This window comes from Rummeliibacillus sp. TYF005 (assembly GCF_003844195.1).
In the GTDB taxonomy this organism is placed as follows: Bacteria; Bacillota; Bacilli; order Bacillales_A; family Planococcaceae; genus Rummeliibacillus.
Genome location: NZ_ML122541.1, coordinates 347,925 through 363,327, shown reverse-complemented (window position 1 = coordinate 363,327; position 15,403 = coordinate 347,925). Strand labels below are relative to the sequence as shown.

18 protein-coding genes are annotated in these 15,403 nt (G+C 35.4%); 2 read left to right on the top strand and 16 right to left on the bottom strand.

From position 1 onward, the window contains the following. Positions 1 to 67 precede the first annotated feature (67 nt). Genes lepA through gpr form a run of 3 tightly spaced genes read right to left on the bottom strand, consistent with a single transcriptional unit; the run spans position 68 to position 3,856 of the window. Positions 68 to 1,903: a translation elongation factor 4 gene (lepA, locus tag CW357_RS01840; RefSeq protein WP_119414805.1), complete on the bottom strand. Its 1,836-nt coding sequence runs from the start codon at positions 1,901 to 1,903 to the stop codon at positions 68 to 70. A gap of 60 nt (positions 1,904 to 1,963) precedes the next feature. After that, positions 1,964 to 2,797 carry a stage II sporulation protein P gene (gene spoIIP, locus CW357_RS01835; protein ID WP_119414804.1) on the bottom strand — a complete coding sequence of 278 codons (834 nt, stop codon included), beginning with the start codon at positions 2,795 to 2,797 and terminating at the stop codon, positions 1,964 to 1,966. 51 nt (positions 2,798 to 2,848) lie between these two features. Continuing rightward, the gene (gene gpr / locus CW357_RS01830; protein ID WP_119414803.1) at positions 2,849 to 3,856 is read right to left on the bottom strand and encodes a GPR endopeptidase; all 1,008 of its coding nucleotides are present in this window, start codon (positions 3,854 to 3,856) and stop codon (positions 2,849 to 2,851) included. A 163-nt stretch (positions 3,857 to 4,019) separates the two neighbouring features. Between gpr and rpsT the strand changes: the two genes are divergently transcribed. Continuing rightward, positions 4,020 to 4,268 carry a 30S ribosomal protein S20 gene (gene rpsT, locus CW357_RS01825; RefSeq protein WP_119414802.1) on the top strand — a complete coding sequence of 83 codons (249 nt, stop codon included), beginning with the start codon at positions 4,020 to 4,022 and terminating at the stop codon, positions 4,266 to 4,268. A gap of 59 nt (positions 4,269 to 4,327) precedes the next feature. Here rpsT and holA read toward each other — a convergent pair whose 3' ends face one another. Beyond that, positions 4,328 to 5,338 carry a DNA polymerase III subunit delta gene (gene holA, locus CW357_RS01820; RefSeq protein WP_119414801.1) on the bottom strand — a complete coding sequence of 337 codons (1,011 nt, stop codon included), beginning with the start codon at positions 5,336 to 5,338 and terminating at the stop codon, positions 4,328 to 4,330. A gap of 309 nt (positions 5,339 to 5,647) precedes the next feature. Here holA and CW357_RS01815 point away from each other — a divergent pair, with 309 nt between their 5' ends. Beyond that, entirely contained in the window at positions 5,648 to 5,782 is a 135-nt protein-coding gene (locus CW357_RS01815) for a YqzM family protein (RefSeq protein ID WP_119414800.1), read from the top strand. Between the two features lie 22 nt (positions 5,783 to 5,804). Here CW357_RS01815 and CW357_RS01810 read toward each other — a convergent pair whose 3' ends face one another. From CW357_RS01810 to CW357_RS01755, 12 genes are all read right to left on the bottom strand, one after another. Continuing rightward, a complete protein-coding gene (locus CW357_RS01810; protein ID WP_124217190.1) occupies positions 5,805 to 7,913 on the bottom strand; it encodes a DNA internalization-related competence protein ComEC/Rec2 in 2,109 nt (702 codons plus the stop codon). A gap of 188 nt (positions 7,914 to 8,101) precedes the next feature. Further along, positions 8,102 to 8,683 (bottom strand): ComE operon protein 2, encoded by a 582-nt coding sequence (locus tag CW357_RS01805; RefSeq protein ID WP_124217189.1) that lies wholly within the window; start codon positions 8,681 to 8,683, stop codon positions 8,102 to 8,104. A 77-nt stretch (positions 8,684 to 8,760) separates the two neighbouring features. Beyond that, positions 8,761 to 9,468, bottom strand: coding sequence for a helix-hairpin-helix domain-containing protein (locus CW357_RS01800; RefSeq protein ID WP_119414798.1), 708 nt, complete (start codon positions 9,466 to 9,468; stop codon positions 8,761 to 8,763). A gap of 70 nt (positions 9,469 to 9,538) precedes the next feature. Continuing rightward, on the bottom strand, positions 9,539 to 10,276 hold the full coding sequence (locus tag CW357_RS01795; RefSeq protein ID WP_119414797.1) for a class I SAM-dependent DNA methyltransferase: 738 nt from the start codon (positions 10,274 to 10,276) through the stop codon (positions 9,539 to 9,541). Continuing rightward, positions 10,273 to 10,626 carry a ribosome silencing factor gene (gene rsfS / locus CW357_RS01790; protein WP_119414796.1) on the bottom strand — a complete coding sequence of 118 codons (354 nt, stop codon included), beginning with the start codon at positions 10,624 to 10,626 and terminating at the stop codon, positions 10,273 to 10,275. The genes CW357_RS01795 and rsfS overlap by 4 nt, the downstream gene beginning before the upstream one ends. Positions 10,627 to 10,634: 8 nt before the next feature. Further along, positions 10,635 to 11,204, bottom strand: coding sequence for a bis(5'-nucleosyl)-tetraphosphatase (symmetrical) YqeK (gene yqeK / locus CW357_RS01785; RefSeq protein WP_119414795.1), 570 nt, complete (start codon positions 11,202 to 11,204; stop codon positions 10,635 to 10,637). Next, positions 11,191 to 11,763 carry a nicotinate-nucleotide adenylyltransferase gene (locus CW357_RS01780; RefSeq protein ID WP_119414794.1) on the bottom strand — a complete coding sequence of 191 codons (573 nt, stop codon included), beginning with the start codon at positions 11,761 to 11,763 and terminating at the stop codon, positions 11,191 to 11,193. Before CW357_RS01780 ends, yqeK begins: the two co-directional genes overlap by 14 nt. Positions 11,764 to 11,775: 12 nt before the next feature. Further along, positions 11,776 to 12,081, bottom strand: coding sequence for a ribosome assembly RNA-binding protein YhbY (yhbY, locus tag CW357_RS01775; protein ID WP_119414793.1), 306 nt, complete (start codon positions 12,079 to 12,081; stop codon positions 11,776 to 11,778). Between the two features lie 4 nt (positions 12,082 to 12,085). Beyond that, a complete protein-coding gene (gene aroE, locus CW357_RS01770) occupies positions 12,086 to 12,919 on the bottom strand; it encodes a shikimate dehydrogenase (protein ID WP_119414792.1) in 834 nt (277 codons plus the stop codon). A 12-nt stretch (positions 12,920 to 12,931) separates the two neighbouring features. Then, entirely contained in the window at positions 12,932 to 14,035 is a 1,104-nt protein-coding gene (gene yqeH / locus CW357_RS01765; RefSeq protein WP_119414791.1) for a ribosome biogenesis GTPase YqeH, read from the bottom strand. After that, positions 14,035 to 14,538 carry a YqeG family HAD IIIA-type phosphatase gene (locus CW357_RS01760; RefSeq protein WP_199670661.1) on the bottom strand — a complete coding sequence of 168 codons (504 nt, stop codon included), beginning with the start codon at positions 14,536 to 14,538 and terminating at the stop codon, positions 14,035 to 14,037. Before CW357_RS01760 ends, yqeH begins: the two co-directional genes overlap by 1 nt. A 76-nt stretch (positions 14,539 to 14,614) precedes the next feature. Further along, positions 14,615 to 15,400, bottom strand: a complete 786-nt coding sequence (locus CW357_RS01755) for a phosphatidylserine decarboxylase (RefSeq protein WP_233548017.1) — start codon at positions 15,398 to 15,400, stop codon at positions 14,615 to 14,617. Positions 15,401 to 15,403: the final 3 nt, after the last annotated feature.

The window sequence follows — 15,403 nt, the reverse complement described above, 5'->3', positions numbered from 1 at the left end:
TGAGGATTCCAACGTAAGCGCCATAGTTCTCTATAGACGGTTTTAGTTAGCCCCTCTCACTGATGTATTACTTTTTCGGTTGGTCGTCGTCCATTTTTAATACTGCCATAAAGGCTTCTTGCGGAACTTCAACGGAACCAACTTGTTTCATACGTTTTTTACCTTCTTTTTGTTTTTCAAGAAGTTTACGTTTACGTGAGATATCCCCACCGTAACATTTCGCCAATACATTTTTACGCATTGCTTTAATCGTAGAACGTGCGACAATTTTTTGTCCGATAGCAGCTTGTACGGGTACTTCAAATTGTTGGCGTGGGATAAGCTCTTTTAGCTTTTCAACAATGACTTTACCACGTTCATAGGCAAAATCTTTGTGTACGATAAAGCTTAATGCATCGACTTGCTCTGCATTTAATAAGATATCCATTTTCACTAGATTAGATGGTTTATAGCCAATCAATTCATAGTCAAAAGAAGCATATCCTTTTGTGCTAGATTTCAGTTGATCGAAGAAATCGTAGACAATTTCAGATAACGGAATTTCATAAAAAATATTGACACGTGTTGTATCGATGTAATCCATTGTTAAGAAATTACCACGTTTTCGTTGGCAAATTTCCATAACAGCACCAACATAATCATTTGGCACCATGATGTTTGCTTTTACATATGGCTCTTCTACACGATCTATTTTTTGTGGTTCTGGCATCATAGATGGGTTGTCCACTTTTACTTCTTCCCCATCGGTCATGTGTACATGGTAAATAACACTAGGCGCAGTAGTAATCAAATCAATATTAAATTCACGTTCAATACGTTCTTGAATAATTTCCATGTGAAGTAGACCTAGGAATCCACAACGGAAACCAAAACCTAGTGCTTGAGATGTCTCTGGTTCGTACTGTAACGCAGAGTCATTTAGCTCTAATTTTTCAAGTGCATCACGTAAATCATTGTATCTTGCTGTGTCGATTGGATATAAACCGCAATATACCATTGGATTTAGTTTTCGATAACCTGGTAAGGCTTCAGAGGCTGGATTTTCTGCAAAAGTAATCGTATCCCCTACTCGTGTATCACCAACATTTTTGATAGAAGCCGTTAAATATCCAACATCTCCGACTGTTAAAAATTCAGTTGGTGTAATTTTAGGTGTATGAACACCAACTTCGATTACTTCGAATTCAGCACCAGTTGCCATCATACGAATTTTATCTCCTGGCTTCACTGTTCCTTCAACAATTCGAATGGATGTAATAACACCTCGATATGCATCGTAAACCGAGTCAAATATCAATGCTTGTAAAGGTGCTTCAGGATCACCAGTTGGCGCAGGAACTTTTTCTACAATCTGTTCCAGTATTTCCTCTATACCAATGCCAGCTTTTGCAGATGCTAAAACAGCTTCAGAGGCATCTAATCCTATGACATCTTCAACTTCTGTTCGAACACGTTCAGGGTCAGCTGAAGGAAGGTCAATTTTGTTGATGACAGGTAGTATTTCTAGGTCATTATCTAAAGCAAGATATACGTTTGCTAAAGTCTGTGCCTCAATCCCTTGTGCTGCATCTACAACTAAAATTGCACCTTCACAGGCAGCTAAGCTTCGTGACACTTCATATGTGAAATCGACATGTCCTGGTGTGTCGATTAGATGAAAAATATACGTCTCTCCATCTTTAGCAGTGTATTTTAATTGTACTGCATTTAATTTAATGGTAATTCCACGTTCTCTTTCAAGATCCATAGAATCTAGAAGTTGTTCTTTCATTTCACGTGCAGTAAGTGCATGTGTTTTCTCTAATATACGGTCTGCTAATGTAGATTTTCCGTGGTCAATATGCGCGATAATAGAGAAATTTCGTATATGTTCTTGTCGTTTAATCAGTTCTTCTCGATTCATGCGTTCCACTCCTATTTAAACTACTAGAATTATAGCAGTGATTCGCCTTATATTGCAATGTTAGGATGATGCTGGTTCAACAAATGCTTCTTGGATCGCTCTTCCCAAAATAGCAATTGAACGATTTAACTCTTCTTCATTGTTATTAACTCCACCAAGTTCGATTAAAATAATCTGTTTGGATAGATCTTGATTATAAATTCCATTAACCCCATCACCCGTTTTTCTCAATACACCTCTTGATATTCCCGGAACAAGGCTATTTAGCTTTTTCGATAATTGTTCAGCATAGGCTTCATTTGCCTGGTATTGCTGATTCTTTCCTCCAATAACAAGAGCCATTCGAGCATATGAAGAACCTTTATAAGTTGTTGTGGTTACTTTTTTACCAGCAGAATCTCTATGAATATCCATGATTAAATCATAATCTTTTTTTCCAATTTGATTTTTCACATAGGGACGGACTGCATCGTATGCCTGATAGAATGTCATATCTTGTTTTTTCATAACTTTCATCGCATCTACATTCAATAAATCCGTATTAATATTATTTTGTTTAAAGTGTTTGACAAATAAGTTTCCTAAGGATTGGACGTTTGTCGCATCATGATAGACTGTAATGGTTTGTTGCCGTTCTTTCAACATTGGATAGTATGCTTCATGAGAGTGGGTGAAATAAATTAATGTGTTAAAACTTTTTCCTTTTTTTGTTTCAGATACTTTTGTTGGAATTGTCTTGTTGGCTGCATAAGCAATTTTAGTGTCCTGTTTTGACGATTCAATAACATGTTGCTTTTCAGCCAAAAATGGTAACTTTGCTGCAAGAATCGGTAGTGAAAAAAAGATTGCTAAGAATAATAAAATAAATTTCCATCGATGTTGTTGTCTCCGCATCCAATATCCCTCCTCCAGTTACTTTATGGAGAAAAGATATGGATTAGAACTTTATGCGACGCTTAACCATCTTGTACAAACGCTTGCAAGCATTGATACATAAGCTGAAACCCAATCATCAATATTTTTTGGCGTAACAAATAATCGTTGTTGTCCGGTTAATGCTTCCTGAAACAGTTGTAACCTTTCTTGTCTTTCCCATTTTACCCATTCACCAAAAATCGGCAATAATGCTTCCGTCAAAATTTTAGTATTTTCATCTACAGAATAGGAAGAAACGGATAAAGCTGATGAAGGTCTTTTATCTTCGTCTATTTTTGCAGAAATATATTTAAATAACGATTCGACTGCATCTGTAATTAGAACAGGACCATCAACTACTGTCGGTAATCCAATAGCAGTTACTGGACATCCCATTGTCTCTTCGGAAATTTCTTTTCTAGAATTCCCAACTCCAGCACCAGGTTGAATACCTGTATTGGTAATCTGAACGGTTTTGCAAAGTCGATCACTAGAATTAGTAGCAAGGGCATCAATAATAACGATTAAAGAAGGTTTAATATTATCAGCAAGTGCTTTAACGAATTCACTTGTTTCATACCCTGTTTGCGCGGTAACTCCAGGTGCATAAATAATACAATTATCTTGGATTACTTCCGCTTGATTATGCAGATGGTCAATTGTTAAAGGTCCAATTGCATCCGGTGTAATTGTTCGATTCCCTAGACCAATGATTAGAACTTTTTTTAAGCTTGCTTTTGAATGAATCTTTTTTAAAGATTTGATAATAGTTTCTTCGAAAATTTTAAGTCCTTCAAGGTCATAAGCTTCTAACGATGGTACTGATAATGTTATATAGGTACCTTCTTTTTTCCCTATATGTTCTTCACCTTGTTTAGATACAGTTACTTCTGTGATCTTTACGATTTCATCCCAGTTTTCTTTAATATCAATTCCGTTAGAATTTCTTAACTTCGCTCTTTCTTCTTCTGTCTTATGTTTGATGTATGCTTCTGTTTCATCAACTAAATCTGTTGTTGACCATTGAAAATTTTCCATATTCTCACCTCGTTTCTATTCTGTACATTGTGTCAAGTAAATATTCTTTGCAATTCGCTCTTGATTTTTCTATTAGGATTTTGATATAATGATGCTTGTTGTATAGACACATGAAACAGTTGAGAATTTACTCATCTCGATCCTTTTTAGGAGGTGAATGTTAATGCCAAATATTAAATCTGCTATCAAACGCGTGAAAACTGCTTCTGAAGCAAACGCACAAAACGCACAAGCAAAATCTGCTATGCGTACTGCTGTTAAAAAAGCTGACGCTGCATTAGTCGCAAAAGATGAAAACGCAAAAGAATTAGTAAAAGTTGCTGTTAAAACTTTAGATAAAGCAGCTTCTAAAGGCTTAATCCACAAAAACGCAGCTTCTCGTCAAAAAGCTCGTTTAATGAAAAAAGCTTAATCCATTTGGATTCAAAAAGACTAGAGAATTATTCTCTAGTCTTTTTTTGTATACAAGTATTATAATGGGCGCATCAAGAACAATTCCAAAAATCGTTCCCGCTTACCACTCATAGATTTTAATTGTAAATCTACTTCACTTAATCCATACAAAGCTTTGAGTAAAGATTCTTCAGATACTTTCCGTCGATCTTCTACTATTCTTTTCACACGATACGGATTTACCTTTAATTGTTTTGAAATTTGTTGTGAATGATATCCTTTAGACAATAGATAATATACATTAGACATCAAGCGAATTTGAGATGCCAATAAAGCCACAAGCATTATAGGCTCTTGCTTCTGTCTTATTAAATCATGATAAATTGAAAGTGCCTCCGCAACATCGTTTCTCATATACGCATTGAGCATCTTAAAAGCATCTTGCTCTAATGTTTTCGATACTAATTCTTCCACTAATGCAACCGTTATATTCTTATCCTCACCAAGATATAAACAGATTTTCTCAATTTCAGAGCGTAAATGTAACATATCCATTCCAACTAATTCCATTAATTTTGCAATTGCTTCTTCATCAATTGTTTTAGCAAAGGATGAAATTTCGTTTTTAACCCATACTGATAAATCATTCTCTTTTGGAGTCTCTGCTAGCATGTATACCGCATGCTCTTTCATTTGCTTCGTTACTTTTTTACGTTCATCGAGCTTTTCATACGGTGCAATAAAAATAGTGATGGATGTATCTGAAGGAAACTCTAGCCATTTTGCAAGTCTCTTCAAATCATGATCAATTTTTTCTTTTGTTTTGTCTGTTGCTTTTAAGAATGATGCATTCTTAGCAATAATCAATTTTTTGCTAGAGAAAAAAGGAATCGTATCTGATTCATCAATCACAAAGTCTACTGGCTTTTCATCCAGATCAATTGTAATTGTCTCAATTTCTCCACTTTCTTCTAGCTTAGATTTAATACGATGGATTGTTTCGTCTATAAAATAGGATTCAAGCCCTGCTAAAAGATAAACAGGTGCTAGTTTTCCTTTTTGTATATCATTCCATAATTTTGAGAACATGGTCTTCCTCCTAGCACAACACTAACTCTAGTATACATTCATTTTGAGTAAAGGGAAACTCAGCAAGTTGTAGTTCAACTTCCTTGAAATATAGTTAAGCAATAGACATTTTACTGCTTATATACTCTCTAATTATTTTTTCTAAAGCACTTCAATTTAGGTGAGAGAATCTTTCTTCTTATGAAAACGGTTGAATATGTGAGTATGTCCAAATTGTGTCAAAGCCGATAGAACTATGTAATTTCGCCATTCAATATAGCTTTTTTGAATGCGTTACCGTATAATTAATAAGAATTAGGAGGGATATTAATGAATCCATTTGAAAAAGATGTACAAAGTAAAAGAAATGACGCTATTGATTCAGGTGTAGGCTTCGGCGTATCATTCGTATTCTTCGCACTTATGTTCATTATCGCTACTGTTATCGATTACGTAAATCTATAAGCGTCTACACAAAAAAGCTTTGTCACTTTGACAAAGCTTTTTTCATTTCTACTAATTGAGATGTTGTTGTAATCTCACAGTTTTCTTTTGTCATTTTCAGTTCAATCGAACCTACTTCCGCAGTGTTTAAAGTGGGTAATCCAAGTTTTTGAAATCGCTCAACTACTTCTTTGCTTGGATGTTTGTACCGATTATTTAACCCCGTTGAAAATATCGATAGTGAAGGTTTAGTATGTTTTAAAAACGCTTCTGCACTAGATGTTTTACTTCCATGATGTCCTACTTTCAATATACTTAAATGAGTAATTTTCTGCTCATTATTTTTAACAAGTTGCATCTCCCCATCTTCCTCGAGATCACCTGTTAATAATATTTTATGCTTACCAAAGCTAACTAATAATACAAGTGAATCATTATTTCCGTCGTACTGTGTGTCCGTTGGAGATAAATATTCGAAATAAGCATCTCCCACTCTCCATTTTTCATCTGCTATTTTCTCTTTTAGCGGTATTTTTTCTTTTTTTATATGAGCGATAATATCTTCCATCACTGACTTCTCCCATGAGTTGGGACTTACATGAATTTCTTTTACTTTTATTTCTTCCATCACTTCTTCTGCACCCTCTGCATGATCCGCATCCGCATGCGTAATAATCATTGTATCTACCGCTTTTATCCCTCGGCCTTTTAAGTATGGAACAACAATTCGCCTTCCAACTTCATATTCCGTCTTCGATTGCTTCCACTTTTCCTGCTCAAAACGTAATAATCCACCCGTATCAACTACATAAACCTTTTTACGATATGGTAACTCAATTACTATGCTATCTCCTTGTCCAACACTTAAAAACGTGATACGGATATCTTTATGCATTCTAGGAGCAAGATGAATAACAAGTGCAGGTATTAAAATACATATCAAAGCCATTTTAAATTTTCTTTTCTCTATATAAACGAAAGCACATAAAACACCTAAAAACGCTAGACTACACAAAAGCACACTTGGTCTTCCGGTAACCCACATTTGATATGGGATTGACTGGCACCACATAATTACCTTTGCGACAAATCCTCGAAGTGGCTCATAGATTAAAAATAGCACTTGTGCACCTGGTTTAAATAGTAGCGTTAAAACAAATAAAACAAGGTTTACCGGCAATATTATTAATGAAAATAACGGCACAAATACAATATTAGCTATAAATGATGATAGGCTTAATTCGAAAAAGTGATAAATTAGAAGTGGATAGACAAGTAATTGGCATACGCTCGTTATATAAAAAGATTGAAAAAGCGCACTTTGAGTTGATTGTAAAATCACGTTAGAAAATACGAGTGCTACCGTTGCCAAATAGGATAATTGAAAACCTATTTGAAATATTATACTCGGTTGATACAATACAAGAGCAATAAAACTTAAAGATAACGCATCATCAATCGATAACTTCTTAGAAAGGATTTTGCTAATCATTATCATTTCTACTACCGTAACAGAGCGCCAAACAGAGGGAGCACCACCTGCTATACATGCGTATAAAGGTAAGGCAATGATAATTATAATTGTTGCATGTTCTCTTCTTATATGAAGCCTTAATAACAGTTCAAATACTAACAGAGAGACAAGGGCTACATGAAGTCCTGAAATAGCAAATAGATGTGTGATTCCTAGTTTTTGATAGGCTCTATTTAACTCTTGGTCTACATTCTCTTGTTCTCCAATAATAAGTGCTTGCGCTTCTGCTATTAAACTGTTTGGAAATGTAGCTTCAATGTGCTTCTTTACACGAAATCTCTGCTCAGCTAGTAAAGATGAAAGAGAGTTTTTCTTTTCTTTATATGTCGATTGTTCGATTTCATATATTCCTTGTGCAGCATGACTTAAAATGTAATTTTCCATTGAAAAAGCAAATTGATGTGAGGGCAATGTTGGAGGGACTAAATTACCTTTTACCAGGAAAGTGTGACCACTTAAGGAAATTTGCTCGTAGTTCTGCTTTTCATGCTCAGATTGAAAGGTTTGAACCGCGTACACTTTTGCTCCATTTTCTAAATAAGCAAATCCTCGAAGTTTTGCTCCGTTAATTGTATAAGTGTCTGTCCAAGTTAAAGTTGTTTCTTTTGGAATATCCATTTCTCTATGTTGTAGTGTTTGTGAGATATAAATAAAGGCAGAAAAAGAGATGCCAACAAGGATTACAATTATCCAAGTGTTTTCTTTTTTCCACCTTAGAAAAAGACTAAAAGGGATTAACAACCCTAATAACCAAATGTTTATATGTGCCGCAAGTGAGGCTAGTAATATTACAAGTGCTACAAAAATTAGTTTATGTCTAATGTTGATAGACCAAATAATTCTTCCACCTTCTGTTCATATGGCTCCAATTCTTCAGCTGTTGCACCATGATTACGAAGTTTCGACAATAGATCAACATATAGTGCGATTTTTTCATTACTTAAAAAGTCAATTTTCCGTTCGTCAAATGGGACATGTACGACTTCTACTCCTGCTTGTTCCAAAAGTTCTAATGCATATGGGTTATTTTTATAATCTGTTGCATAATATAAGCTTTTAATACCTGCTTGAATAATAGATTTTGTACATGGTAAACAAGGAAAATGTGTGACATATAAATCTGCACCATCAGTTGGTGTACCGTATTTCGCACATTGTAACAAAGCATTTACTTCCGCATGTACTGTTCGAACGCAATGATTGTCTATTACATAACAACCTTTATCAATACAATGGTCATCACCAGAAATTGAACCATTATACCCACCTGCAATAATTCTTTTATCTCGAACAATCGTAGCTCCGACTGATAATCTTGTGCAAGTACTTCTTAATGCTAATAAATGGCTTTGTGCCATGAAAAATTGGTTCCATGTAATACGCTCCATATGAATGCCTCCTGATTAGTTGTACTACTATTAGTTTAGTTTTAGAAACTAGCTTTTTCAACAGTCAATATTTTGCTTCAGTTTACAGTCAGATAATCTTTCAACGATTCGAAAGTCTTATCACCAATTCCAGTTACATTTTTTAATTCTTCGATAGTCTTGAAAGGGCCATTTTCTGTGCGATAAGCAATAATAGCTTGAGCTTTAGCAGGTCCAACTCCATTTAATGTTGTTAATCCTGCTTCATCGGCTGTATTAATATTCACTAAATTCGAATTTTCTCCATGTGCTGTGCTTCCTTGTGTTGACGGTGCAGATGTAGACGTTTGCTGTGATGCAATAGCCAGAACCTCTTCTGTATCTTCACCTTTTTGAGGTACATAAATGACCATTTCATCTTGTAATTTTTGCGCATGGTTAATCTGACGCGACTGTGCATTCTTCGCATAACCGCCAGCAAGTAAAATGGCGTCAATGACACGACTATCTGCATCTAACTGATAAACACCAGGATTTTTGACCGCTCCCTTAACATCTACCATGATTGAAGTAGTGGCTACAATACCTTGTTTTTGGGCGTCTTGTTGATTCTTTTTCTCCTTTGGTTCTGTTTTTTCTGTACTTGCTTGTTGATCATCCTGAATAGTTGAGAATAGCTCGTCCTGTGGGGGTGTGGACGATTGTTTGGAGATATAAAATATGACTAAACATACTAATAATACAGCAATGGGGGTGCCGTACTTTTTAGCATTTTTCTTCAAAAAAGAAGGAATTAGCTCACACATCCTTTCTTCTCAGAAGGCAATTGATATGGAACTAATTCCAATATAAATGATTTTACAATATTTGAAAAGTCTATTTTATAGCACGGAAGAAAATTCTTTCTGATTCTTCAGTAGGTGACGTATCAGTAAAGTCTGCTGTAACAAAAATTTCATGAAAGCCCGCATGACGTAACATTTCGATATATATTTCTATCGGGAAAGTTCGTTGATAATGGTATTCTTCAAACCGTTCGTATAAACCGTTTTGCTGTTGCACATAGAAAACCATATCATGATGAACGGAATGCGGTGCTTCTCCTGGTTCTGTTACCCATAAATACGTAATTTCACCATCGTCATATGTAAATGGAGAATCCATGAAGATCTCGTCCATTTTAAACAATGAATGTACATCAAAGAATAATTGTCCTCCCTGTTTTAGGGATTGATAAATACGCGAAAAAGTTTCTTGAACAGCCTCGCGCTCTTGTACATAATTTAAAGAATCTATTGCAATTGTTACAATATCCAATTCTTCAAAACCTTCGAGCTCATCCATTGACATACAATATAAAGGAACATTATAACTTTGCGCTATGAGTCGCTGAGATGCTATCATCAGCATCTCTTCAGATAAATCCAATCCACTTACTTCATAACCATTTGAAGCAAATTTTGCAGTCAGTGTCCCTGTACCACATCCTATATCTAATAACTTTTTATGTTGTGCTGAAGGTGCATATTTTTCAACCCAACGGACATAGTCGTCGTACGGAACATCTGTCATTAATGCATCATAAACTTCTGCAAATCGACCGTAGCTACTCATTCTGGCTCAACTGCTACAAATTTTTCGGGTGCATCTCCCCATAGACGTTCTAAATTGTAGTATTGTCGTTCATCCTTATGGAAAACGTGACATACTACATCACCTAGGTCTACAAGTATCCATCTAGCTGAATCAAAGCCTTCCATGCGTTTTACTTGGTATCCAGCTTTGTGTGCTGCATCTGCAATTTCACGTGCAATAGCTTGCGTTTGACGATCAGAATTACCGTGGCAAATTAAAAAATAATCTGCTAGTAAAGAAATCCCTTGCATATTTAGTATGACAATATCTTCTGCGCGTTTGTCATCTGCTGCTTTAAAGGCAATATCTAATAATGTACTTTTTGTCATTCTTTCACTTATCCTTTCTTTTGCAATAACAAATCGTTATAGCATTCAAATGAATCAGGGAATACAGGTTGATGTTTGCTAATTAAAAATGATATTGAATGCGCTAAGCATTTTATCATCAAATCGTGTAATGCCAAATCTTCAGATGCTTTTCTTAATTCATCTACACCTGGAAATTTACGATTTGGTTCAATCATATCTGCTATATAGACAATCTTTTCTAAATTGCTTTGTGCCACTCGTCCCGTAGTATGGAAACGAATCGCATTTAATACATCATCATCTGTAACATTAAATTCTGTTTTTGCAACATACGCACCTACTGGACCATGCCACAATTCATGATGATATTGAAGTAATGTCGGATCCATCTTTTGATCAATAATGGTTTGTCTCATCCAATCACGGTCAGCATATTTACATGAATCATGTAAAATAGCTGCTAACTCAGCTTTTTTAGGATCTTCTCCAAAACGTTTTGCAAGTTTTATGGCTGTATCCGTCACACCTATTGTATGGATATAACGTTTTTCCGGCATACGGTCTTTCATAGCTACTAATAGTTCATCGCGTTCCATATAGACCTTCCTCTCGTATATACTGTTCAACGGCTGTCGGCACTAAAAATGTCACAGTTCGTCCTTCTTGTAATCGATTGCGAATCATCGTTGAAGATAAATCCATAAGTGGTGCTTCTATTAGCTGTACCGGCAAATTTGTAACACCAGAAGTACCTGGTCGATGAACACCAACAAAATGAACTAACTTTGTCAGTTCTTTTATATGGTACCATTCATCCAGCATATCTATCATATCGCCACCAATGATAAAATAGAATTCTGTATCAGGCTCACGTTCTGTCAAACCTTTCAAAGTATCATAAGAATAAGATACTCCTCCACGTTCAATTTCATACAGTTCTATGTTAAAGTATGGAATCGATTGAATAGCAAGTTCCGTCATATGCAACCTGTCTTCTGTAGTGGCATCTTCCGGTTTTACTTTATGGGGTGGTACAGCATTTGGCATAAAACGGACTTCATCCAATCCAAGAACATCATAAGCCTCATTGGCCATCAATAAATGTGCCATGTGAGGAGGATTAAAAGTGCCACCTAGAAGACCAACTTTTTTCATCTCATCAAATCCTTATTTTACTTTTGGTAATTCGATTTTACGATGTTCGCGTTTTGATGCTTGTTTATATAAAACAACTGTTAAACCAATTAGTTGAACAAGTTCTGCATTTGTTCCTTCAGCTAATTGCTCAGCTACTTCATGTTTGTCGACTTCACAATTATCTAAAATACGGACTTTTAATAATTCGCGTACTTCTAATGCTTGTTTAATCTGAACAAGCATTGCTTCATTTACTCCACCTTTCCCAACTTGAAAAATGGGTTGTAAATGATGTGCTTCCGCACGTAAAAAACGTTTTTGTTTACCTGTTAACATGTGATTATTTTCCTCCTAATTGCTCAAGCAAAAGACTACGTACGACTTTTGCTTCAGGATACGAATCTGTCCAATAACTATAAGCAAGCGCACCCTGATGGATGAACATACCGAGTCCAGTTACGACAGTCGCTCCTTTTTTCTTTGCTTCAATTAAAAATGGTGTCATTAAAGGATTATACACAATATCTGCAACAATTGCAGTGCTTGATAATCGGTCCATTGAAATAGGTAATGCAAATTCACTATGATTTAATCCAGCTGATGTTGTTTGAATAAGAATTTCAAACTTGTTCAGTTGTTCAGATGCCGTTTCCAATGATAGAGCATTCGCATCAACATCTAACTCATCACAAATAGCTTCCGCTTTGGAAACAGTACGATTAGCAATCGTAATATGCGTATATCCTGTAGCAACCAAAGCAAATGCAATACCACGCGCTGCTCCACCTGCTCCAATGATTAATACCTGCTGATTACGATGATTATCTCCTATCTCATCTTCTAAAGAACGGACAAAACCTAAACCATCGGTATTATAGCCTTTATACGTACCATCTGATTGTCTAACTACAGTATTCACTGCTCCCATTTTTCGTGCCATTTCATCGAGATCATCTAAAAACGGAATAATTTTCTCTTTATGAGGAATTGTAATATTCCACCCACTGCACCCCAGTAGTTTTAAAGATGCAACAGCTTGTTCTAAATTCTCTGGCTTCACATGTAATGGAATATAACTAGCATCTCTACCTTCTTCTGCCATCCAAGCGTTGTGCATAAGTGGCGACATTGAATGTTCAATCGGGTCGCCAATTACTGAATACCATTTTCTCAAAATTAATTCCCCCTAGATTAAAGAAGGACGAACTTGAACTTCTACACCTTCTGGGGCATATGCTGCAACTACTACGTTTGGATCTTGAATTGTTATCCAGCCTAGGCCTGAGAAAACAATATCAGTTTTTGCTTCTTTAATCGAAAATTCATGACGTACTAATTCTGGTAGTTGATCAATATACTTTTCAGATGGCGGAGCAAGTAATTCGCCTTTATGATTTTTATATAGTTCATCTGCATTCTCTAATTTTGTACGATGAATATTTAAATCATTTGCAATATACACCGTGAACGCTGATCGTTTTCCTTTTATAAAGTCAAAACGTGCCAAAGCACCAACAAATAATGATTGTTCTTCATTCAGCTGGAATATTTTCGGCTTAATCTCTTTTTTAGGCATTATATATTTCAACTCTGTTGGATCAATATAATGTGCCATTTGATGGTGATTGATAATTCCTGGTGTATCATAAATCGCATGACCGTCATCCAGTGGGATTTCAATCATGTCGAGTGTTGTACCTGGGAAGTATGAAGTAGTAATAATATCGCCAGCACCGGTAGCTTGTTTAATAATTCGGTTAATGAAAGTAGATTTCCCTACATTCGTACATCCAACAACATAGACATCTTGCCCATTTCGATATTCATCGATAGCATCCATGGCTTCTTGCATACCTTTTCCTTTATGTGCACTAACTAATAAAACATCGATTGGTTTTAAACCAAGTGCTTTAGCTTCTCTCTTAATCCAATTAATCACCTTATTCTTTTTCACGGATTTAGGAAGCAAATCTGCCTTATTTGCAATTAGTAGTACAGGATTGTTTCCTACGAATCGATGTAGGCCTGGTAACCAACTTCCATTGAAATCGAATATATCTACAATTTTCACGATCAACCCTTTATGTTTTCCTAAGCCATTTAAAATACGTAAGAAATCATCATCTGTTAAAGATACTGGTTGAAGCTCATTGTAGTTTTTCAAACGGAAGCAGCGTTGGCAAATCACATCTTCTTTTTCTAAAGTAGATGCAGGTGCGTATCCTGGTGCATTTTTGTCTTCTGTTTGGATTTGTGTACCACAACCGATACAATGTGGCATTTCGTTCATTATTTTTCCTCCCAAGTTTTAATACCTTTTTTGCTTAAATATTTGTAAACACGTCTTTCGATAAAACGATTAAAACGAGTTACAAGTCCATCCGATTGAGCTACTGGTTTTACTAAGATGGTATGTAATTTTTTACGGTTTGCACCCATCATATCTGTAAGCATTTGGTCGCCCAACATTAAGACTTCTTCTGGTCTCATTTTTAATAGCTCAAGTGCTCGTTTAAACCCACTAGAAAGTGGTTTTCGTGCTTTATATATATAAGGAATTCCCAATGGATCAGCAAATTTTTTGACACGAGGTTCTTTATTGTTTGATAATATGACGATTTGAATTCCAGCATCATGCATTTTCTTGAACCACTCTATTAGTTCCTCTGTTGCATCTGCTCGATTCCATTCAATTAGTGTATTATCAAGGTCTGTAATAATCCCTCTTATGCCCGTTTTCTTTAGCTTTTCAGGCGTAATGTCAAATACTGAAAAGACAAATTCCTTTGGCATGATCAATTTATACAAATTTCTTTCTCCTATTCTTATAAGTACTTCAGTTTTTTCGCACTGCAACTAACTTCTAAAATTATAACATATGTGCGAACGCTTGACCCACCTGTATGTGCGTTCCTTGTACAACATTCTCTAAAAATTGAATGCTGTTTTCATTAAATAACATTACAACCGTTGAACCAAACCCAAAAAAACCAACTTCTTCCCCTTTATTCCATTCTTCTTTTGTATTAGTAATATGAATCGAATTGACAAACATCGCTCCAACTTTAATAAAAGCACAACGCGATCCGTTATTCGTGACCAGTTCTGTAATTTGACGATAGTTTTTTGAAATTGGTTGATTTCCATATGTTAATCCTAGACTGTTAACAGGGTACGATTTTCTCCCAAGTGTGAATTGGTTAACTACCTTTCCGTCAATTGGGCTATGGAACCGGTGGTAATCAGCCGGGCTAAGGTAAAAGACAATATATTTTCCATTTACATACTGGTCAACAATTTCTTCTTTAGCTAATAAGTCCTTTAAATCATATGATTTTCCTTTGACATAAAATATAGTGTTTTTTTGAATATCACCAAATGATTCAATTTTTGCATCTACAGGACTTGTATAAACATGCTTACCAACTTCAATAAGTCTTGCATCTTCTTTTAAATGTCTAATAAAGAATTCTTGAAGATTTTGAAATTCTTCCTTTTTTTCTGAAACCTCATCTAGTTTTATTCCGTATATATTTATGTAGGATGAAATCAATCTTTTACTAATTCTTGATGTTGTAAATCGCTTAAGTAAAAAAGATGACCATCTTCCATTCGTTAACTCGACTATTGATTGGTATATTTTTTCTCTTAACAATTC